Source organism: Luteimonas sp. A478 (assembly GCF_054052025.1).
The window spans coordinates 188,824-209,243 of record NZ_JBSVRF010000002.1 but is presented as its reverse complement, the minus strand read 5'-3'; the positions used below and the strand labels follow the sequence as shown (position 1 = coordinate 209,243).

Below are 20,420 nucleotides of genomic sequence, written 5' to 3'. Positions count from 1 at the left end.
CTGAAAGCCGGGGCCGGTCCTTTGCAGCTTCTTGTCGCTGCGATCAGTTTGCGTCCTTCAGCGCCATCTTCCGGTTGCGCATGATGTCGTGGCACTGGACCACCTGTGGCATGTACTTCTGTGCGGCGGCCTTGGCGGCGGGCGGGGTGTCGGTGTCGTTGACGGTGTCCTTGAACGCCTCGAGCAGCTTGTCTTCCACTTCCTCAAGCTCGGCCACATAGGCGTAGTCCTTGTTGCCGAGGGCAGCGCGGACGTTGGCGTACATCTGGCGCATCGAGCCGGCCATGGTGCCCTTCTCGGCCGGTTCGCGACCGATGGCGGCCACGTCGGCGGTCAGGCCGCTGACGATCTCGCGCTTGTGGCCGGCCATCTGCGTGAACAGGGTGGAGAGTTCCGGGTTGTCCACCTTGGACGCGGCCTCGGTGTAGAACTCGCTGCCGTCGCGAGCGATCTCGATCAGGTCATTGAGGGAGTGCTGGATCTTCTTCTGGTTGTCCATTCGCGGTTCCTTTCTGGGGAGAGAGTGGAATCCACTTTGGGCCAGCGGGGATGAAAGCGATGTGGACCGGCCGGGTGCTGCGTTCAGGTGGCAGGGGCTCGCCCGGCAGAACAAAACGCTCAGCGATAGGCACGCGGTCCGCGCCACACCAGTTCGCCGCGGCGGTAGACGCGATGCATGTTGATGACTTCGCGCGCGTCGCCGATGTCGGCCATTTCCGGGTCATCCGGATCCAGCAGGCGGCAGGCGCCGGATTCGCGCCTGATCGCAACTTCCAGCGGGCACACCATGTAGTCGCGGGTGCCGGGCAGCGGTATGAAGAGCTCGGTGATGCCGGCATCGCGCCAGTCGCGCAGGCGCTGCTCGCTGCGCACGTCGTAGAGGACCTGGTAGCCGCCGACCTCCATGCTCGGTTCGGAAGAGGAGCTGGTGTGGCGACGGCCCTGGCTCACGGCCGGGCTGGGCGCGCGGCCGGCGTTCACAGGGGCGTGGTCCTCGGGCAGCATCCCGGGCGGCTGGCCCCAGACGTGGGCGCGGCGGTTGGTGCTGGGCGTGGGCGGCGGGCTGGCAGCGGCCGGTCGGGCCTGGCGACGCTGCATGGCTTCATCGGCCTGCACCACGGGCGTGGGCTGCACCCGCGGCGGAGCAGGAGTGGGTTCGGCCGGGTCTGGGTGGGGCGGTTGCGGGGTCTGCACCGCCGGTGCGCTGACCGGCGGAACCTCGGTGGGCGGGGCGGTCTCGGGGGTTTCGCCGATCATCACCACTTCCACCCGGCTGCCGCCGGCGGTGGAGCCCTGCGGCGTCGGCATTTCCATCGGTTCAACCAGCAATGCCAGCAGCAGGATGGCCAGATGCAGCGATCCGCTCAGCAGTCCTGCGGTCCACGACGTCAGGCGCTCATCCCCGGGCCTGGCGCCGGCATCCGCCTGGTGCAACGGCTGGTTCATGCTGCCGGCGGTGTCCGGGTGGTGCTGACCTTCATGGAGGAATATGGGGTGCGCGGGGTAGGTTCGGCATCGTAACGCGAGCCGGTGCACCTAGGGTCAGCCCCGGCTGGCGCATGCATGGGTGCGTGGCAGGATCGGTGGATCCAGCAGGAAGCCCGGAGCGATCCATGAACACGCTGCAATCCACCCAAAGCCTCCCGATGCATCTCGATCCGCGGCTTGAAGCCAGGGCAGAGCTGGAGCAGACCGCCAGCCAGGCGCCCGCCAGCGCAGCTGGGGAAGGTGAGCAGCCCGCCGCCGAGCCGGGACTGTTCGATGCACCGGAATACGCCGCGCTGTCCGCCGATGCGCAGGCGCTGGTGGCCGATGCGGCGCGTGAGGGAGAGGCCGATCCTGCGGTGCTGGTGGATCTGCACACGCTGATCCGCGACCTGTCATTCCAGCTGCTGCCGTCACCGCAACAGCTGTCTTCGCTGTCCGCCGTCGCCCTGCAGCAGTCGCCGGAATTCCAGGATCTGACGCCCGCCGACCAGCGCCTGATCACCGATGCGCTGGCGGCGCGCCAGCCTGAAGACACCGCGCTGCCGGGCGCCATCCGCTCGCTGATTTCCAGCCCGCAGTTCCAGGACGGTACCGATGTCAGCGCCGCTGAACGCACTGCCGTGCTGAGCCAGGTGCGCAACTATCCCGACACCCGAGCGGTTGAAAACCTGGAAGCGATGCTGGGCAAGGGCTGGGTGCGCGATTTCGACCTGGGTGATACCCAGCGGGCGGCGAAGACGGTGGCGTTTCTGTCCCAGTACGATGCCGGCGACCAGGAAATCATCTCCAGCACCCTGGCCCTGTTCCTGGGCGAATCAGCGCCCTACCGGTTCGAGTTCAGCGAGCACGGGGCCTACGGATCGGTGCCTTTCAGCCCCGAGGATCTGTTCCGGATCAATCCCTATTACATCGGCGCTGACAACAATCCCGTCGATACCTCGGCCCGTTCATGGGAATCCGGTGAGCTCCGGGTGATCGGCCACACGTTCGTGCATGAGGTCAACCACATGCAGAACTGGGACCGCAGCCTGTCGCTCAATTCCTCCTACGGGTTCCATGAGGAATACCGGGCGTACTGGGTGGGGGTGAAGGCGCAGCATGGCGAAGATCCCAGCGTGGCGGACGTGATCGACCGGGTGGCGGTGTTCGTCAATCCGGGTCCGGGCTATTCGCACCTGGCCGAGCTGCTGGCTGCGGGCGGGAAGGATGCCGAGGATATCGCCGGCTACCTCAACACCATGCTGGGCCGCGATGACATCACCATCGACAACGCCGTGGATGAAGTGAACGCGCTGGTGCAGGCGAAGAAGGATGCTGAAGACAGCGGCGCGCCGCTGCCGCCCGAACTGTCACGCCCGGCCGCAGTTACCATCGGCCCACCGGGTACCAACAACGTGACCAATGGCTAAGCTGTTTTCCACGATCGGCTGCTGCCTGCTGCTTGCAGTCCCTGTCGCCGGCTGCCAGCAGCGGCCCGTGGCCACCAGCGGAGTAACCGAAAGCGTGAGTACGCAGATGCACGATGAGTTCAACCGGCAGGTGGGCATGGCCGCGGCCCAGGCCTGGGGCTGGAATCCTGATGACGTGATGATCGAGTCCCTGGCTGGCACCGAAGCGCTGGACTGCCGCCTGCTGGGCCTGACCTCGCCCAATGCCCTGCCCAATCTGCGGCGGACGGTGGCGGTGGTGGATGGCGAGGTGGTGTTGCCCGGATCGGCAGGCGCCCTGGACCGGGTGATCACGGCCTGCGGTGCAGACGCTTCCGCCGAGGCCTGGGCCGAGGCGGTGGCCGCATTCGGCGTACCGCGGCCGGGCTACGTGGTGCGGCGGGAGCAGGAGGTATCGAGCCTTGCCCATCGCCGCGCGATGGACAACGGCGGCTACGCGCTCCACGCCCCGCGCTTCAGCCGGGACGAGCCCGGCGCGCGCGCTGTGGAATTCTTCATGACCGACGTGGAAGGCGCCGAGCTGTTCCGGGTCACCGCCATCCGCGAGGGCAACGGCCCGGTGCAGGTCTCCGCCGGGCCAGCCGGCGGATCCTGAAAGCCGGGACGCCGCGGGGCGGCGTCCGGTTCCGTTCCGTCAGTTTGTCCGTCAGTCTGCCCGTCAATCCTTGAGGTCGGCCGGCACCTTGCCGCCGTTTTCCTCAAGCTTGCGCATCACTGCCTTGTGCAGGGCGATGTTCTGCTCGGCACTGCCGTGCGCGCCGGCGTTGACGTTGAGCTCGGCCGCCAGTTCCTTGCGCGCGCTGAGGCTGGAATCCAGGTCGAGGAGCTTGAGCAGGTCGACGATGGAGTTGCGCCAGTCGCTCGGGCCACCCTTTTCCCCGGCCATCGCGGTCAGCACGGCTTCCACGTCCACCGGCTCGGCGGCAGCGGCTTCCGGCAGGCGCGCCGGTGGTGACACGTCGGGATCGTCCTTGCTGCCGTCGAAAATGACCGGCGCCGGCTTGGCGGGCGCGGGTGCTGGTTCGGACGCCTTGGCCTTGCGGCCAAAAATGCTGTCTTTGATCTTGGAAAACAGGCTCATTGCGAAAGCTCCGGAAAGTGGAGGGCCCATTCTGCGCCCTCCACTGTGATCATCCGAGCAACAGCCGGTTGATCCGCTGCACGAACGCTGCCGGATCGGGCAGCGGCGCGCCGGCGGCGATCTCGGCCTGCTCCAGCAGCAGGGTGGCCAGATCCGCGGCGCGGGCCTCGTCGGCCTCGCCGTCGATCTTCTGCACCAGGGGGTGGCCCGGGTTGATCTCCAGCGTCGGCTTGCTGTCCGGCACGTCCTGGCCGGCCTCGCGCAGCAGGCGCGCCAGGTGCGGGGCCATTTCGTGATCGGCCAGGGCAAGGCAGGAGGGGGAATCGGTCAGCCGCGCCGAGACGCGCACGTCGGCAACCCGGTCGCCCAGCAGCTTCTTCACCTTCTCCACCAGCGGGGCGGCGGCCTCGGCGGCCTGCTCCTGCTTCGCCTTGTCGGCCTCGTCCAGCGGCAGCTCGCCCTTGGCCACGTTCTTCAGCGGCTTGCCGGCGTACTCGTTGAACTGTCCGAGCATCCATTCGTCGATGCGGTCGAACATCAGCAGCACTTCGATGCCCTTGGCCCGGAACGCCTCCAGCTGCGGGCTGCCCGCAGCGGCCTTGTAGCCGTCGGCGGTGATGTACCAGATCGCGTCCTGCTCACCGGCCATGCGGCCGATGTAGTCATCCAGCGACACGGTCTGGGCCTCGCCCTCGCCCTTGGTGGAGGCAAAGCGCAGCAGCTTGGCGATCCGCTCGCGGTTGGCGTGATCTTCCACGATGCCTTCCTTGAGGGTGTTGCCGAAGGCCTTGAGGAAGGCGGCGAACTTCTCCGGTTCGTCGCGCGAGAGCTTTTCGATCAGGTCCAGCACGCGCTTCACGCACGCGCCCTTGATGCGGTCGAGCTGGCGGTTCTGCTGCAGGATCTCGCGGCTGACGTTGAGCGGCAGGTCGTCCGAATCCACCACCCCGCGCACGAAGCGCAGGTAGTTGGGCAGCAGCTCCTCGGCCGCGTCCATCACGAACACGCGCTTGATGTACAGCTTCAGCCCCTTGCGCTCATCGCGCCCGCCCATCATCAGGTCGAACGGCGGCTGCGACGGCAGATACAGCAGGGTGGTGAAGCTCTGGTTGCCTTCGACCCGGTTGTGGCTCCAGGCGGCGGCGTCGTTGAAGTCGTGGCCAAGCGACTTGTAGAAATTCTGGTAGTCCTCGTCGCTGATCTCCGACCTGGGCTTGGTCCACAGGGCCGAGGCGTCGTTGACGGTTTCCCATTCCGGCGCGGCGTCAGGCTTGGTTTCCTCGCCTTCGGCCGGCTCCATCGCGGCCTTGGGCATGCGGATCGGAAAGGCCACGTGGTCGGAATACTTGCGCACCAGCGAGCGCAGCTTCCAGTCTTCCAGGAACTCGTCCTCGCTTTCCTTCAGGTGCAGCACCACGGCGGTGCCGCGCTCGGGCAGGGTGGCGGCTTCCAGCGAGTACTCGCCGCGGCCATCACTTTCCCACTTCACCCCTTCTTCGGCCGCCGCGCCGGCGCGGCGGGTCAGCACGGTGACCCTGTCGGCGACCACGAAGCCGGAATAGAAGCCCACGCCGAACTGGCCGATCAGGCGCGCGTCGGCCTTCTTCTCGCCGTCCAGGGCTTCCAGGAAACGGCGGGTGCCGGAACTGGCGATGCTGCCGATATTGGCCACCACCTCATCGCGGGTCATGCCGATGCCGTTGTCGCGGATGGTGATGGTGCGTGCGTCCTTGTCCCAGTCCACGTCGATCCTGAGCTCGCCTTCACCGGCCAGCAGGTCGGGTTCGGCGATCGCTTCGAAGCGCAGCTTGTCGCAGGCGTCCGAGGCGTTGGAGATCAGCTCGCGCAGGAAGATTTCCTTGTGCGAGTACAGGGAGTGGGTGACCAGGTGCAGGACCTGGGCGACTTCAGCTTCGAACTTGCGGGTTTCTGTGGTCATGGATACGGGCCAATGTTGTTGCTCCAACCGCCCGATATGCGCCCCCGCGCCCCGTTTTCAAGGTGGGGCTGCGCCACGCGCGCAGGTGACTTTCGTCCGGTGCGGCGCGTGGCGGCGGCCGGTATGTTGGCGGGAATCACTTTTCCGGAAGTCCTGCATGACCCGCAACGTCCTTGCCCTCGCACTTGCCGGTGCGCTTTTCGCCCTCCCCGCCCATGCCCAGGACGCACCGCCGCCGCCGGAGGAGCAGCAGGAACAGCAGGAAGACCGCAGCGACAACATCGAGCTGGAACAGGACGCGCTGGACGCGGCCGGCATGGATCCGGCCGAGGCGCCGCTGGAAAGCGCCCGCGGGCTGCGTGAAGACCCCGACGCCGCCGAGGACAACGGCAAGTGGAGCGTCGAATCCACCCAGGGCCAGGCCAAGACCGTCCGCTTCGAGACCAGCGAAGGCACCTGGATGGACGTGGACGTCTCGCCCGACGGCCGCAGCATCGTGTTCACGCTGCTGGGTGACCTGTACCGCATGCCGATCGGCGGCGGCGCCGCCACCCGCATCACCACCGGCCGGGCCTGGGACATCCAGCCGCGCTGGTCGCCCGATGGCAGCCGCATCGCCTTCACCTCCGACCGCAGCGGCGGCAACAACATCTGGACCATTGCCGCCGACGGCAGCGATGCGCGCCAGGTGACCGACGAGAGCTTCCGCCTGCTCAACAACCCCACCTGGACCCCGGACGGCGAGTACATCGTGGCCCGCAAGCACTTCACCTCGCGCCGCTCGCTGGGCGCGGGCGAGCTGTGGCTGTATCACGCCGGCGGCACCAGCGCCGGTATCCAGCTGGTGGAAAAGCCCAACGACCAGCAGGACATCGGCGAGCCCAGCGTGTCGCCGGATGGCCGCTACGTGTACTACTCGCAGGACGTGAGCTCCGGCGGCGCGTTCGACTACAACCGCGATCCGCACGGCGTGATCTACGCGATCAAGCGCTTCGACCGCCACACCGGCAAGAACGAGAACGTGGTCTACAGCCCGGGTGGCGCGGTGCGCCCGCAGGTGTCTCCGGACGGCCGCTCGCTGGCCTTCGTCAAGCGCGTACGTGACAAGAGCGTGCTGCATCACCTGGATCTGGCCAGCGGCGAGGTGCGTCCGGTGTGGGATGGCCTCAGCCATGACCAGCAGGAAGCGTGGGCGATCTTCGGGCCGTACACCGGTTTCAACTGGATGCCGGATTCGAACGCGGTGGTGCTGTGGGCCCAGGGCGGTCTGTGGCGGGTGGACATGGGCAACGGCCAGGCCAGCCAAGTGCCGTTCACCGCACAGGTAGAGCAGGTGGTGTCAGAGGCGCTGCACTTCGCCCAGCAGCTGCCGGAAGACAGCTTCAACCCGCGCATGATCCGTGACGTGGCTACTTCCGCTGACGGCGGCACCCTCGTGTTCCACGCGCTCGGCCAGCTGTGGCGCAAGTCCTTGCCCAACGGCACGCCGCAGCGCCTGACCAACAGCCGGGGCGTGTACGAATACCAGCCCGGCTTCAGCGCCGATGGCCGGCAGATGGTCTACACCACCTGGACCGATGAGGGGCTGGGTGCGATCCACGTGCGCGGTGCCAGCGGCACCGGCGTGGGCCGCAAGATCACCAGCGAGCCCGGCTTCTACTACCAGCCCGGTTTCTCGCCCGATGGCCGCCACGTGGTCTACAGCCGCACGGGCGGCGGCGGACTGACCGGCAGCCTGTGGTCGGGTGATCGCGGCATCTACGTGATCCCCGCAGCGGGCGGCGAGCCGGTGCGGGTGGCCGATTCCGGCCAGTCGCCGCAGTTCAACCATGACGGCACCCGGGTGCTGTACCTGGCCGGCGGCGGCATGGAGAAGAAGCTGATGTCGGTGGGCCTGCACGGCGAGGATCCGCGCGAGGTGTTCGACCTCAAGTACGTGGACTCGGTGCAGATCAGCCCGGACGGCAAGTGGGTGGCGTTCACCGAGCTGTTCCACGCCTACGTGGCGCCGATGCCCGAGGCCGGTCGCGTGATCACCCTCAACCGCGAGACCCGCGCGCTGCCGGTGCGCCAGGTCAGCGCCGACGTCGGCAGCTACCTGCACTGGGCGGCGGACTCCAATTCCGTGCACTGGATGGTGGGCGACCGTTACCACTCACGGCGCCTGGACCAGACGTTTGCCTTCCTGCCGGGCGCGCCGGAGGAGATCGCCGAGCCCGCGCCGGGCGGCGGCATTCCGGTTGGCCTGCAGGCGCCGGTGTACCAGCCAGGCGAAGTGGTGGTGTTCACCAACGCGCGCATCGTGACCATGCGCGATGCCGAGAACGGCCAGGAAGTGATCGAGAACGGCACCATCGTGCTCAACGGCAACACCATTGCCGCGGTGGGCGCGGCCGGTGAGGTGCAGGTGCCGGCGGGTGCCAACGTGATCGACGCGGCCGGCAAGACCATCGTGCCGGGCATGATCGACGTGCATGCGCACGCCTCCAACTTCGGCCAGGGCGTGGTGCCGCAGCAGAACTGGGCGTACTACGCCAACCTCGCCTTCGGCATCACCACCCTGCACGACCCTTCAGCGACGACCGAGTTCGTGTTCTCGCAGGCCGAGCTGCTGCAGGCCGGGCGCATGGTGGGTCCGCGCATGTTCTCCACCGGCACCATCCTTTACGGCGCCGACGGCGGCTTCAAGGCGGAGATCGACTCGCTCGACGACGCCCGCAGCCACCTGCGCCGGATGCAGGCCAACGGCGCGTTCTCGGTCAAGAGCTACAACCAGCCGCGCCGCGACCAGCGCCAGCAGGTCAACCAGGCCGCGCGCGAGCTGGGCATGCTGGTGGTGGAAGAGGGCGGCTCCACCTTCCACCACAACATGACCATGATCCTGGACGGGGCGACCGGCATCGAGCACAACCTGCCGATCGCGCCGCTTTACGACGACGTGGTGAACCTGTGGAAGGAAACCGACGTGCGCAACACGCCCACCCTGGTGGTGAGCTACGGCGGCCTGTCCGGTGAGTACTGGTGGTACGCCCGCGACAACGTGTGGGAAGACGCCAAGCTCAACCGCTTCTTCCCGCGCGAGACCCTGGATGCGCGCTCGATCCGCCGCGAGATCGCGCCGGACTGGGACTACAACCACATCCGCGTGGCCGAGGCGCTGAAGAAGGTGCGGGACGAGGGAGTGAAGGTGCAGGTGGGCGGGCATGGCCAGCTGCAGGGCCTGGCCACGCACTGGGAGATCTGGATGCTGACCCAGGGCGGCTTCAGCAACTTCGAGGCGCTGCGCGCGGCGACGATTGATGGGGCGGATTACATCGGCTTCGGTGCGCAGCTGGGATCGCTGGAAGTCGGCAAGCGCGCCGACCTGGTGGTGCTGGACGGCAACCCGCTGGACAACATCCGCCACACCGCCGACACCCGCTACGTGATGGTTGATGGGCGCCTGTTCGACGTCGAAGCCGACATGGCCGAGATCGGCAACCAGGCCGTGCCGGCACCGACGTTTTACTGGCAGCACCACCGCCAGGGCCAGACGTTTGGCGAGACTTTCGGCCCGACCTCGATGTGCTTCGGCGTGCACTGAGGTCTCGCTGCCGCGGCGCACGTTGAGGCTCACCGCCTCACGTGCGCTGGCCCTTGTAGGAGCGCGCCATGCGCGCGAAGCCGCGTCACATTGATCATTGCGGCGAGGCGTCGGTGGTCACGTCGTGGCCGACGCCCCGGGGCAGGGCCGCAGTTCACGCGGCTTCGCGCGCATGGCGCGCTCCTACGGGGATTCCGGACCGCCGGGCCATCTGGGGCCACCGGAATGCCGCGTTCCATAAATGGCGGCGGGCCGCGGCCTGACTGTCACCCGACCCGCTTATCTGTCGGCTAGACTGAGGGTCTGCCGACGTGACAGGTGCTGTCCGTTTCCCGGCCGCGCGAGTGCCCGATGCACCGTGCCGCCGGCCTCCCCGCCAGCCATTGCCTCGCATGGCGCCGGGAAACCCGGCCGCCCGCGCCTTCTTCGCGTGGCGTGATCCGTCCCCTGGTCTTTCCGCGTGCCGTCGCCGGCGGTTGCTGCTGCGTGCGCGCCTCACAACGTCATTGGCAGGAGCTTATGTCCGAAATCATCCGCATGGGGGCTGTGTCCTACGCCCCGAAGGTCGTCACCATCTGGGAAGGCTTCAAGGTTTACCTGAAGGAGCGCGGCTTCAACTTCGATTACGTGCTGTATTCAAACTACGAGTCGCTGGTTGAAGCGCTGATGCGCGGCGACCTGCAGTTTGCCTGGAACTCGCCGCTGGCCTTCGTGCGCGCCCAGCGCATGGCCCGCGCCCGCGGCCAGGATGTGCAGGCGATCGTGATGCGCGATACCGACATGGACCTGCAGTCGGTGCTGGTGGTGCCCACCGACAGCAAGGTCCAGAGCGTCGCGGACCTGCGCGGGGCAAAGGTCGGCTTTGGCGCGATCGACTCGCCGCAGGCCACCCTGATCCCGCTCGATCACATGCGCCAGCACGGCCTGGTGCAGGGCACCGACTACACCGCGCAGCTGTTCGATGTGCTCGGCGGCAAGCACGGCGACCACATCGGCGGCGAGCGAGACGCGGCCGAAGCGATGATCAAGGGCGAAATCGACGCTGCCTGGATGATCGCGGGCAACTACCAGGCCTTCGCTCAAGAGGGCACCCTGGCTGCGGGCACCACCCGCATCGTCGCCACCACCGGCGCCTTCGACCACTGCAATATGACCACCGCGCCCGACCTGGATCCCGCGCTGGCCAAGCGCTTCGCCGACCTGCTGCTGGCGATGTCGTGGGACGACCCGGAAGTGCGGCCCCTGCTCGAGCTGGAAGGCCTGAAGGTCTGGCACCCCGGCCGTACCAGCGGCTACGCACTGCTCGAGCGCGCGGTGGATGACGAGAAGTTCTACGACGCCGAAGGCCGCATCACGGAGCAGAACTATGACTACTGAGTCCTGGCGGGATGTGCTGGAGCCGATCGTCACCGACGTGATCCTGCCGCGTGCGGCTGAGATCGATCGTGAGGCGCGCTTCCCGCGCGAAGCGATCACCGCGCTGGGCCAGTCCGGCCTGCTGGGCCTGATCAGCACGAAGGACGTCGGCGGCATGGGCCTGGGCCTGGACGAGGCCACCCAGGTAGTCGAACGCATTGCCCGCGACTGCCCGGCCACCGCCATGGTGGTGACCATGCACTACGCCGGCACCACCCTGGTTGAAAAGCACGGCGCCGAAGACGTTCGTCGCGAGATCGCCGCTGGCCGCCACCTGACCACCCTGGCCTGGTCCGAGTCCGGCTCGCGCAGCCACTTCTGGGCCCCGGTCAGCACCGCCACCGCCGATGGCGACCACGTGCTGCTCAACGCCAGCAAGAGCATGGTGACCTCGGCCGGCGAGGCCGACTCCTATGTCTGGTCATCAAAGCCGGTTGACGGCGATGCCGCCAGCACCATCTGGCTGGTTGAGACCAAGCTTGACGGCCTGCAGTCGCCCAATCCCTTTGATGGCCTGGGCCTGCGTGCCAACGCGTCGGCGCCGGTGAAGGCGACGGACGTGCGCGTGCCGATCTCCAACCGCCTGGGCGAGGACGGCCAAGGCCAGGAGCTGATGTTCAGCGATGAGCTGCCGTCCTTCGTCAACCTGATCGCCTCGGTGTCCATTGGCCTCATGGAAGGCGCACTGCAGCGGGCGGTGGCGCACGTGACCAGGACCGGCTTTACCGCCGGCGGCAAGCTGGCCGACCTGCCCACCCTGCGTGCACAGCTGGCCCAGGCGCGCAACGGCATCGACCAGGCGCGCGGCGTGCGCGCCCTGGCGCTGGCGTCCATCGCCAACGGTGACGAAGACATGTTCATGCGCGTGCTGCAGTCCAAGGCCGTGGCTGCCGAGGCCGCCCTGTCGGTGACCGACACCGCCATGCGCGTGTGCGGCGGGGCTGCATTCCGCAAGGATGTGGGCATCGAGCGTCTGTTCCGCGACTCGCGCGCGGCGGCGGTCATGGCGCCGACCACCGACGTGATCAATGATCTGGTAGCCAGGATGATGTGCGGCATGCCGCTGATGGAATGAATACTTCAATCAATACCGACAACGTGGTGGACCTGGGTGCGCTCGGCTTCGACAGCGGCGCGCACCTGCTGGTCAAGCACGCGCTGAACGCCGTGGCGGTGGGCGAAAGCGTCGCCGTGCACGGTACTGCTCCAGGCTGGCAGGCGCAGCTTGCCGCCTGGTGCCGGGCCCAGGGGCATGGGATGGAAGCCGGAACCGGGGGGGAAGATGCGGTGCATGTGCGCCGTGGATCGGCCCAGGCCGGACGCTGGCGCGATGCCCTGCCCACCGGTCACAGCGACCCGACCGCAGACGGCGCCATCGCTGCCAGCGCAGACCCGCGCTGGGGCCTGGCCGCGCGCGGCGCGGTGGTGGAGGCGGGCGCCCCGGAGATCCACTTCCGCCTGTCTGAGCGCGACGAGCTGTGGAACGAGTCCGCCGGCAACCTGTACCGGCAAGCGGTCGCTGCGCAGTGGAGCCCGGAAGAGATCGACTGGGACAACGCCCCGGTGCTGGCCGACGAGATCGAGGACGCCGTGGTGCAGGTGATGACCTTCATGGTCGAGAACGAGAACGCCGCGCTGGTGATCCCGGCGCGCTTCCTCGGCCAGCTGCACCCGCACTACCGCGAACTGCAGGCCGCGCTGGCGATCCAGATTGCCGACGAGGCCCGCCACATCGATGTGTTCACCCGGCGCATCCGCCGCCACGGCCGAGAGCCTGCGCTGTCCACCGCGGGTGGGCAGGAGTCGCTCAAGAGCCTGCTGGACGAACCCGATTACTCGGTCGCCAGCTTCCTGCTGTCAGTGCTGGGCGAAGGCACCTTCGTTTCACTGCTGAAGTTCATCCAGGCCGAGGCGCCGGATCCGCTCACCCGCCAGATCGCCCGCTACGCCGCGATCGACGAGGCCCGTCACGTGGCCCTGGGCATGTCGCACCTGCTGTACCGGCTGCAGCGTGAGCCCGACTTCCGCAACCGCCTGGCGCGTGCGGTGGAAGACCGCCACGAGGCGCTGCGCCATACCGGCGGGCTGAACGAGGAAGTGTTCGATTCGCTGGTGGTGATGGCGGCCGGCGCGATCACCCCGGAGGCCATCGCGCTCGGCTCGCGCAAGGTACAGGTGCTGATCAAGGACATGGCCGACAGCCGCTACGCCAAGCTGGTGCGGCTGGGCTTTGAGCCGGACCGCGCGCGTCACCTCTCCAGCCTGCACACCCGCAACTTCATGTAGCCGGCGTCGGTGCAACCGTGATTCATGGCGGCCGGCCCGAAGTGCGGCGCATCCCGGTAGGGGCGAGCGGGATCGCGAGGCGTCGGGGGCGTAGCCCGGACCTGCATGCGGGCGAGGGTTGCGCCTGGTTACATCACTTCGACGCGCGGGTCGCCGGCGCGGATCTCGCCGATGATGGCCGCGTCGGCGAAGCCTTCGCGGTGGAACATCTCCAGTACCTCGCCCAGCGCCTGCGGCGCGCAGGACACCAGCAGGCCGCCGGAGGTCTGCGGATCGGTGAGCAGGTCGCGGGCGGTCTGGTCGATGCCGGCGCCCAGCTCCACGCCCTCGCCATAGGCCGCCCAGTTGCGGCCGGAAGCGCCGGTAACCACGCCGTCGGCCGCCAGCTGCTGCACGCCGGGCAGCCACGGCAGGTCGTCATGGCGCAGGCGCACGGTGAGGCCGGCGCCGCGGGCCAGTTCCAGCGCATGGCCGAGCAGGCCGAAGCCGGTCACGTCGGTCATCGCGTGCACGCCGGGCAGCGCGGCCAGGGCCACGCCGGGACGGTTGAGGAGGGTGGTGGCGTCGATCATTGCCTGGTAGCCGGCGTCGCCCAGCACGCCGCGCTTGAACGCGGCCGACATCACGCCCACGCCCAGCGGCTTGCCCAGCACCAGCAGGTCGCCCGGGCGGGCATCGGAGTTGCGGCGGATGCGGTCGGGGTGGGCAATGCCCATGGCGGCCAGGCCGTAGATCGGTTCGACCGAATCGATGCTGTGGCCGCCGGCCACGGGAATCCCGGCCTCGGCGCAGACGTCTTCGCCGCCGCGCAGGATGGCGGCAATGTCTTCGTGCGGCAGCACGTTGATCGGCATGCCGACGATGGCCAGCGCCATGATCGGGCTGCCGCCCATGGCGTAGACATCCGACAGCGCATTGGTGGCGGCGATGCGGCCGAAATCGTAGGGGTCATCCACGATCGGCATGAAGAAATCGGTGGTCGCGATCAGCGCCTGTTCGTCGTTGAGGCGGTACACGGCGGCGTCATCGGCGGTGTCGTTGCCGATCATCAGCTGCGGCCATACCGGCGCAGGCGCGGCGCGCTTGAGCAGGTCGGCCAGCACGCCCGGCGCAATCTTGCAGCCGCAGCCGCCGCCGTGCGACAGCGAGGTGAGACGGGGAATGGAGGTATCGGGGGAGTCGGTCATGGCAGCAGTATCGCCCGCCCCGGTAGGAGCGCGCCATGTGCGCGAAGCCGCGTGACGTCGATCATCGCGGCGGGGCGCCGGCAGCAGCGCCATGACCGAAGCCACGCCGCCGTACCAGACGTCACGCGGCTTCGCGCGCGTGGCGCGCTCCTACGCAGGAGGTGGCGGAAGGCAACAGGAGTCGAACCTGCCTGGGAGCGGCTGACGCCCCCAACCGGGTTTGAAGCCCGGCCGCGCCACCGGGCGCGCTTGCCTTCCATCTAGCGGCTGAAGTTATCACAGGCCCGGCGCGGGCCATCTCAGCGGGGTGCGCGCAGGTCCTGCAGCCAGGCGCTGTCGGGGCGCAGGAAGTGGGTGTCGCGGACGCGGCGGGTCAGACCGGTGCGGTCGAAGAATTCCAGGATCTGGATCGCGCGCTTGCGACCCAGGCCGGTGGCGTCGCGGTAGCGGGCAGCCTCCACGCCTTCGTCGCCGGCGCCAAGCTCGACCACCAGTTCGGCCAGTTCCCGCGTGCGCTCGCGGTGATAGAACAGGTCGCGCACCACCTGGAACGCATCGCCACGCAGTGCGAGCGTGCGCAGCAGGCGGCGGATGCGTTCTTCCGGCTCGGCTTCGATCCGCGCCAGGTCGCGCACCCATGGCGGGTTGTATCCCCCCGCGTGCAGATGCTCGAGCAAGCGCCCTGCCAATGCGGCCTCGTCTTCGTCCAGGGTGACGCTGTGGCCCGGCAGGTGCAGCCAGGGACCGTTGCGGCGCAGGCGACCGGCTTCGGCCAGTTCGTCCAGCAGCGCGTGCCACAGAGCCGCCGGGGCGGTGGGCAGGGCGATGCGGCGCAGGCGCGTGGCTTCCGGGCCGGGCTCGTCCGGCGTGTCGCGGTGGTAATCCGCCAGGGCCTGTTCGATGAGCGCGTGCAGGGCCTGGCGGTTGGCATCGGTGATGGCGATGGGTGCGCCGGTGCGCGGGGTCAGCCAGCGGACACCTTCCGACAGCTGCAGTCGTTCCGGCGGCAGTCCGGTGATCCGCGCCAGCGCGGTCTCATCCACGCCATAGGGGGCGTGGGCGAGCAGCGGCTCCAGTCCATCGCCGTCGAGCAGAGCGGTCATGCCGTCCAGCCAGGCCATGCGCTCCGGCGAGCGGCGCCGGCGCTTGGGCCCCTGTGGGTCCAGCACCCGACCGCCGCCAATGGTGCGGCTGGCCTGGGCGTCGCGGACGATGAAGCGATCGCCCGGCGCGGCGCACAGCGGTTCGTCAAACACCAGCTGCACGCGGCCGCGGGTGCCGGGGGCAATGCTGCTATCCGATAGCGGCACCGCGTGCGCCAGGCGCCTCGCGGTGCCCAGGTGCACGTGCAGCGGCGCCCAGTTGCCCACCGCGGTGTCGGCACCTTCCAGCAGCTCCAGCTCCACGTCGATATTGCGGCTGGCCACGAAGGCGCGGGCATCGGCGATCCAGTCGCCGCGGCTGATGGCGTCCTTGGCAATGCCGCCCAGGTTGAGCGCGCAGCGCTGGCCAGCACGGCCGTCGGCGCTGGGCTGGTTCTGGGCGTGCACGGTGCGCACGCGCACCGGCTTGCCGGCCGGGGCCAGCACCAGCCGCGCGCTGTCGTCACCGGCCACCACCCTGCCGCCGACCACGGTGCCGGTGACCACGGTGCCATGGCCGGCCAGGGTGAACACACGGTCGATGGCGAGGCGGAACAGTCCGCCGTCATCCCGTGCGTTCCAGCCGGCGGCGGCTTCATGCAGGTGGGCGCGCAGCGCGGCCACGCCCGGGTCTCCTGGGTTGGTGGCGCTGACCGCGAACACCGGTGCGCCTTCAAGGGCGCCGCCCTGCAGCAGGGCTTCAATGTCGGCGCGCACCTGGTCCAGGCGCTCGGCATCCACGCGATCGGCCTTGCTCAGCGCCACCGCGCCGCGCTCCACGCCCAGCAGGCCGAGGATGGCCAGGTGCTCGCGGGTCTGCGGCATCACCCCGTCGTCGGCGGCCACCACCAGCAGGCCGAAATCGATGCCGCTGGCCCCCGCGGCCATGGTGTGGATCAGCTTCTCGTGGCCGGGTACGTCGACAAAGCCGAGCACCTCGCCGTTGGGCATCGGCGCGTAGGCATAGCCCAGCTCGATCGAAATGCCGCGGGCCTGCTCTTCCTTCAGCCGGTCGGTCTCAACGCCGGTGAGCGCACCTACCAGCGTGGTCTTGCCGTGATCGATGTGCCCGGCGGTGCCGACGATCATGCGCGCAGTCCTTCAAGCTGCTGCAGGAAGGCGGCTTCGTCGCGTTCCTCCAGGCAGCGCAGGTCCAGCCACAGCGCATCGTCGTTGACACGGCCGATGACGGGGCGCGGCAGGTCGCGCAGGGTCTTCGCCAGGCGGCTGAGCGCGCGACCGCTGCTGCCCTTGCCCTGGTGGCGCAGCGCCAGGCCGAAGCTCGGCAGGGCTTCGACCGGCATGGCGCCGCTGCCGATCTGGCTGTCCATGGGTTCGGCGCGGATGGCCCAGCCTTCGCCCAGCGCGTGCTGAAGTGCCGGCCGCAGGCGCCCGGCCTGCTCGCGCAGGGCGGCCGGGCGGCGCAGCATCAGGCGCAGGGTGGTCAGCCGTTCGGGCAGCAGCTCCGGCGAGCGGTACAGGGCCAGCACCGGCTCCAGCGCGGCCAGGGTCAGCTTGCCCACCCGCAGCGCGCGCTTGAGCTGGTTGCGGCGGATTTTGTTGATCAGGTCGGCGCGACCCACGATCAGCCCCGCTTGCGGCCCGCCCAGCAGCTTGTCGCCGCTGAAGGTGACCACGTCGGCGCCGGCTTCAAGGGTCGCGCGCACAGTGGGCTCGGCGGGCAGGCCCCACTGCGCCGGGTCGATCAGCGAGCCGCTGCCCAGGTCCACGCCCAGCGGCAGGCCGTGTTCGCGCGCGATCGCGGCCAGCTGCGGGGTGCCGACGCTGGCGGTAAAGCCTTCGATCGCGTAGTTGCTGCAGTGCACCTTCATCAGCATGGCGGTGCGCTCGCCGATGTTGCCCGCGTAATCGGCCGGGTGGGTGCGGTTGGTGGTGCCTACTTCCACCAGCTTCGAACCGGCGCGCTTCATGATGTCGGGGATGCGGAAGGCGCCGCCGATCTCCACCAGCTCGCCGCGCGAGACGATCACCTCGCGCCGGTTGGCCAGCGAGTTCAGCATCAGCAGCACCGCGGCGGCGTTGTTGTTGACCACGGTGGCGGCCTCGGCGCCGGTGAGTTCGCACAGCAGGCCTTCAACCAGATCGTCGCGGTCGCCGCGGGCGCCGCGCTCCAGGTCGAATTCCAGCGCCATCGGCGCGGTTATCGCCTCCACTACCGACTGCACCGATTCGTCGGGCAGCACCGCGCGGCCGAGGTTGGTGTGCAGCACGGTGCCGGTCAGGTTCCACACCGTGCGCAGGCGCGGGCGGGACTGTTCTTCCAATGCCTGCTGCGCTGCGACGGCGATGGTTTCAGGCGCCAGGGCGGCGGGATGCAGGCTGCCGGCCAGGGCGGCCTGGCGCAGTTCGCCCAGCTGGTCGCGCAGGGTGGCTGCCACCCGGGTATGGCCGTGCGCCGCCAGCAGCGGGTCCAGCGCAGGATCACGCAGCAGCCGATCCAGCGAGGGGATGGCGTTGGCGGCCACGGGGGCGTCTGGGGCCGGTGTGCGCGGCACGGCTTCTCCGGGGGAAGTGGGGTCTTCGCAGCGTACTGCACGGCAGCGAAACAGGTTAGGCCAAAGCCTGGCGTTGCAGCCAGCAATGCAACAAAGGCCGTCCAAAATTGCCGAATGGTAGAATGGATGGCCTATTCATCCGTATGGTCAGGTGCAGCAAGTTGCATTTCCGCGAACTGTCTTTCGAAGAGCAGCTCGAAGAGCTCAACGTCCATCTCGATGTGCCGTACGTGCCATCGGAAGAGCGGGTGGTGAAGGCCATCCTCGAACTGGGCGGGGTGGATGCCGATGACGTGCTGTACGACCTGGGCTCGGGGGATGGCCGCATCGTGGTCGCCGCCGCGCACCTTCGCGGGGCCCAGGCGGTGGGCGTTGAAATTGACCAGGCGCGGGTGCGCGAGGCCGAGGAATACGCGGCCCAGATGGGCGTCGAGCACATGGTCAGCTTCATTGAGTACGACCTGTTCCACGCCGATTTCAGCCCGGCCACCGTGGTCACCATGTACCTGCTGCACAGCGTGAACGTGGACCTGCGCCCCCGCCTGCTGGACGAGCTGCGGCCCGGCACCCGGGTGGTATCGCATGCCTTCGACATGGGCGACTGGAAGCCCGACCGCCGCGTGTCCTCGGGCGGGGTGAGCCTGTTCCTGTGGATCATCCCGGCCAAGGTGGCCGGCACCTGGGACTGGCTGGCCGGTGAGCGCCACTTCCGGGTCAACCTGCGCCAGACCTACCAGCGGGTCACGGGCGAGGCCTGGGTGGATGGACGCCCGGCCACGCTGGAAAAGGCGGTGCTGTGGGGCGACTGGCTGGAGCTGGTGATCCGCCCGGCGGGCCAGGAAGAAGCCGAAACCCTGTTCATGCGCTGCGGCCGCAACCGCTGGACCGGTCATGGTGGAGAGCATCAGGGCGTGATTGCCGCCCGCCTGGATGCATGACCCCCGACCCGGGCACGTAGGCTCTGCGTGGGCCTAGAATGACCCGCTTGTGGATCGGGGACCCAGCTGCATGCAGACCTTGAAGAAACAGGACGTCGTCGCCCTTGGCTTCATGACCTTCGCGCTGTTCCTGGGCGCGGGCAACATCATTTTCCCGCCCATGGTGGGGCTCGAATCAGGTCCGCACCTGTGGTGGGCGGTGCTCGGTTTCCTGCTGACCGGCGTGGGCCTGCCGCTGCTGACCATCGTGGCCCTGGCCCGCGTGGGCGGCGGCATGATCGCGCTGACCTCGCCGATCGGGAAAGCGGCCGGCACCATCCTCGGCGTGGCGGTGTACCTGGCCATCGGCCCGCTGTTTGCCACGCCGCGCACCGCCACGGTCTCGTTCGAGATAGGTATCGCGCCGTTCATCGGTGATGGCTCGGCCACGCTGTTCGGCTATTCGGTGGTGTATTTCGGGCTGGCGATCCTGATCGCGCTGTTCCCGGGCCGGCTGATCGACAACGTGGGCAAGGTGCTGACCCCGGCGCTGCTGGCAGCGCTGGCAGTCCTTGGCGCAGCGGCCTTCTTCAACCCGGCCGGAGGCGCTGGCGTGCTGACCGCGGCGTATGAATCCGCGCCGCTCTCGCAGGGCTTCGTCCAGGGTTACCTGACCATGGACGCGCTGGGCGCGCTGGTGTTCGGCGTTGTGATCGTCTCCGCCATCCGTGGCCGCGGGGTGGACAACGATTCGCTGGTGACCCGCTACGCGATCATCGCCGCGCTGATCGCGGCCGTGTGCCTGAGCCTGGTGTACATCGCGCTGGCCTACCTCGGGTCGGGCAGCGGCAGCGTGGCGCCGGCTGCCGAAACCGGCGTGCCGCTGCTGACCGGCTTTGCCCGCCACGCCTTCGGTGCGCCGGGCGGCGTGCTGCTGGCTGCGGTGATCATCCTGGCCTGCCTGACCACGGCCGTTGGGCTGATCAGCGCCTGCGGGGTGTATTTCAGCCGCCTGCTGCCGATGTCGTACCGCACGGTGGTGATCGTGGTGGGCCTGCTCTCGATGGCCCTGGCCAACCAGGGACTCGCGCAGATCATCGCGGTCTCGGTGCCGGTGCTGGTGGGCATCTATCCGATCGCCATCACCCTGGTGGCCCTCAGCCTGGCCATGCCGCTGTGGCGTTCGCCGCCGCGGGTGTTCGTGCCGGCGATGGCGGTGGCCACGGTGTTCGGTGTGATTGATGCCCTGATCGCCGCCGGCTTTGACGGCTGGGTTCCGGAGTGGCTGTATCTGCTGCCGGGCTCGTCGATCGGGTTGGGCTGGTCGGTGCCGGTCGTTGTGATGGTCGTACTGGCCGTCGTGGCAGACCGTGCGCGGGCGGCGCCCGCTCCGCAGGCCGGCTGAGCCGACGCCAAT

The 20,420-nt window shown here is 68.7% G+C and carries 15 protein-coding genes and 1 tRNA gene; 8 read left to right on the top strand and 8 right to left on the bottom strand.

The genetic code is table 11. The annotated features are described in order from the left end of the window. Positions 1-43 precede the first annotated feature (43 nt). On the bottom strand, positions 44-499 hold the full coding sequence (locus tag ACW7G3_RS04635; protein WP_456981382.1) for a PA2169 family four-helix-bundle protein: 456 nt from the start codon (positions 497-499) through the stop codon (positions 44-46). A 119-nt stretch (positions 500-618) separates the two neighbouring features. Beyond that, the gene (locus tag ACW7G3_RS04630) at positions 619-1,446 is read right to left on the bottom strand and encodes a type II toxin-antitoxin system RelE/ParE family toxin (RefSeq protein ID WP_456981380.1); all 828 of its coding nucleotides are present in this window, start codon (positions 1,444-1,446) and stop codon (positions 619-621) included. A 167-nt stretch (positions 1,447-1,613) separates the two neighbouring features. On the opposite strand from ACW7G3_RS04630, the gene ACW7G3_RS04625 reads away from it, so the two are divergent. Both ACW7G3_RS04625 and ACW7G3_RS04620 read left to right on the top strand, forming a co-directional pair. Continuing rightward, positions 1,614-2,897, top strand: a complete 1,284-nt coding sequence (locus ACW7G3_RS04625) for a hypothetical protein (protein ID WP_456981379.1) — start codon at positions 1,614-1,616, stop codon at positions 2,895-2,897. Beyond that, a complete protein-coding gene (locus ACW7G3_RS04620; RefSeq protein WP_456981377.1) occupies positions 2,890-3,531 on the top strand; it encodes a hypothetical protein in 642 nt (213 codons plus the stop codon). Before ACW7G3_RS04625 ends, ACW7G3_RS04620 begins: the two co-directional genes overlap by 8 nt. Positions 3,532-3,594: 63 nt before the next feature. On the opposite strand, the gene ACW7G3_RS04615 is transcribed toward ACW7G3_RS04620, so the two are convergent. Both ACW7G3_RS04615 and htpG read right to left on the bottom strand, forming a co-directional pair. Then, positions 3,595-4,017, bottom strand: a complete 423-nt coding sequence (locus ACW7G3_RS04615; RefSeq protein ID WP_456974188.1) for a DUF3597 domain-containing protein — start codon at positions 4,015-4,017, stop codon at positions 3,595-3,597. A gap of 49 nt (positions 4,018-4,066) precedes the next feature. Further along, positions 4,067-5,956, bottom strand: coding sequence for a molecular chaperone HtpG (gene htpG, locus ACW7G3_RS04610; protein ID WP_456981375.1), 1,890 nt, complete (start codon positions 5,954-5,956; stop codon positions 4,067-4,069). Between the two features lie 157 nt (positions 5,957-6,113). Between htpG and ACW7G3_RS04605 the strand changes: the two genes are divergently transcribed. From ACW7G3_RS04605 to ACW7G3_RS04590, 4 genes are all read left to right on the top strand, one after another. Then, positions 6,114-9,539 carry an amidohydrolase family protein gene (locus ACW7G3_RS04605; protein ID WP_456981373.1) on the top strand — a complete coding sequence of 1,142 codons (3,426 nt, stop codon included), beginning with the start codon at positions 6,114-6,116 and terminating at the stop codon, positions 9,537-9,539. A gap of 519 nt (positions 9,540-10,058) precedes the next feature. Beyond that, a complete protein-coding gene (locus ACW7G3_RS04600; protein WP_456981372.1) occupies positions 10,059-10,916 on the top strand; it encodes a phosphate/phosphite/phosphonate ABC transporter substrate-binding protein in 858 nt (285 codons plus the stop codon). Beyond that, positions 10,906-12,030 (top strand): acyl-CoA dehydrogenase family protein, encoded by a 1,125-nt coding sequence (locus tag ACW7G3_RS04595; protein ID WP_456981370.1) that lies wholly within the window; start codon positions 10,906-10,908, stop codon positions 12,028-12,030. The genes ACW7G3_RS04600 and ACW7G3_RS04595 overlap by 11 nt, the downstream gene beginning before the upstream one ends. After that, the gene (locus ACW7G3_RS04590) at positions 12,027-13,241 is read left to right on the top strand and encodes a hypothetical protein (RefSeq protein WP_456981368.1); all 1,215 of its coding nucleotides are present in this window, start codon (positions 12,027-12,029) and stop codon (positions 13,239-13,241) included. The genes ACW7G3_RS04595 and ACW7G3_RS04590 overlap by 4 nt, the downstream gene beginning before the upstream one ends. Positions 13,242-13,369: 128 nt before the next feature. On the opposite strand, the gene selD is transcribed toward ACW7G3_RS04590, so the two are convergent. The 4 genes from selD to selA form a co-directional block, all read right to left on the bottom strand. Next, entirely contained in the window at positions 13,370-14,428 is a 1,059-nt protein-coding gene (gene selD / locus ACW7G3_RS04585; RefSeq protein WP_456981367.1) for a selenide, water dikinase SelD, read from the bottom strand. Positions 14,429-14,590: 162 nt separating this feature from the next. After that, positions 14,591-14,686: transfer RNA gene (locus ACW7G3_RS04580), tRNA-Sec, on the bottom strand. 41 nt (positions 14,687-14,727) lie between these two features. Further along, complete coding sequence (selB, locus tag ACW7G3_RS04575) at positions 14,728-16,659, bottom strand: selenocysteine-specific translation elongation factor (protein ID WP_456981366.1); 1,932 nt, start codon at positions 16,657-16,659, stop codon at positions 14,728-14,730. Continuing rightward, a complete protein-coding gene (selA, locus tag ACW7G3_RS04570; protein WP_456981365.1) occupies positions 16,656-18,086 on the bottom strand; it encodes an L-seryl-tRNA(Sec) selenium transferase in 1,431 nt (476 codons plus the stop codon). The genes selB and selA overlap by 4 nt, the downstream gene beginning before the upstream one ends. A gap of 161 nt (positions 18,087-18,247) precedes the next feature. On the opposite strand from selA, the gene ACW7G3_RS04565 reads away from it, so the two are divergent. Both ACW7G3_RS04565 and brnQ read left to right on the top strand, forming a co-directional pair. Continuing rightward, positions 18,248-19,024 (top strand): class I SAM-dependent methyltransferase, encoded by a 777-nt coding sequence (locus ACW7G3_RS04565; RefSeq protein ID WP_456981363.1) that lies wholly within the window; start codon positions 18,248-18,250, stop codon positions 19,022-19,024. Between the two features lie 70 nt (positions 19,025-19,094). Then, on the top strand, positions 19,095-20,408 hold the full coding sequence (brnQ, locus tag ACW7G3_RS04560; protein ID WP_456981361.1) for a branched-chain amino acid transport system II carrier protein: 1,314 nt from the start codon (positions 19,095-19,097) through the stop codon (positions 20,406-20,408). Positions 20,409-20,420: the final 12 nt, after the last annotated feature.

Excerpts from the sequence above, each read along its gene's own strand:
- ACW7G3_RS04635 (WP_456981382.1), bottom strand. The coding sequence starts at position 499 with ATGGACAACCAGAAGAAGATCCAGCACTCCCTCAATGACCTGATCGAG.
- ACW7G3_RS04630 (WP_456981380.1), bottom strand. The coding sequence starts at position 1,446 with ATGAACCAGCCGTTGCACCAGGCGGATGCCGGCGCCAGGCCCGGGGAT.
- ACW7G3_RS04625 (WP_456981379.1), top strand. The coding sequence starts at position 1,614 with ATGAACACGCTGCAATCCACCCAAAGCCTCCCGATGCATCTCGATCCG.
- ACW7G3_RS04620 (WP_456981377.1), top strand. The coding sequence starts at position 2,890 with ATGGCTAAGCTGTTTTCCACGATCGGCTGCTGCCTGCTGCTTGCAGTC.
- ACW7G3_RS04615 (WP_456974188.1), bottom strand. The coding sequence starts at position 4,017 with ATGAGCCTGTTTTCCAAGATCAAAGACAGCATTTTTGGCCGCAAGGCC.
- htpG (WP_456981375.1), bottom strand. The coding sequence starts at position 5,956 with ATGACCACAGAAACCCGCAAGTTCGAAGCTGAAGTCGCCCAGGTCCTG.
- ACW7G3_RS04605 (WP_456981373.1), top strand. The coding sequence starts at position 6,114 with ATGACCCGCAACGTCCTTGCCCTCGCACTTGCCGGTGCGCTTTTCGCC.
- ACW7G3_RS04600 (WP_456981372.1), top strand. The coding sequence starts at position 10,059 with ATGTCCGAAATCATCCGCATGGGGGCTGTGTCCTACGCCCCGAAGGTC.
- ACW7G3_RS04595 (WP_456981370.1), top strand. The coding sequence starts at position 10,906 with ATGACTACTGAGTCCTGGCGGGATGTGCTGGAGCCGATCGTCACCGAC.
- ACW7G3_RS04590 (WP_456981368.1), top strand. The coding sequence starts at position 12,027 with ATGAATACTTCAATCAATACCGACAACGTGGTGGACCTGGGTGCGCTC.
- selD (WP_456981367.1), bottom strand. The coding sequence starts at position 14,428 with ATGACCGACTCCCCCGATACCTCCATTCCCCGTCTCACCTCGCTGTCG.
- selB (WP_456981366.1), bottom strand. The coding sequence starts at position 16,659 with ATGATCGTCGGCACCGCCGGGCACATCGATCACGGCAAGACCACGCTG.
- brnQ (WP_456981361.1), top strand. The coding sequence starts at position 19,095 with ATGCAGACCTTGAAGAAACAGGACGTCGTCGCCCTTGGCTTCATGACC.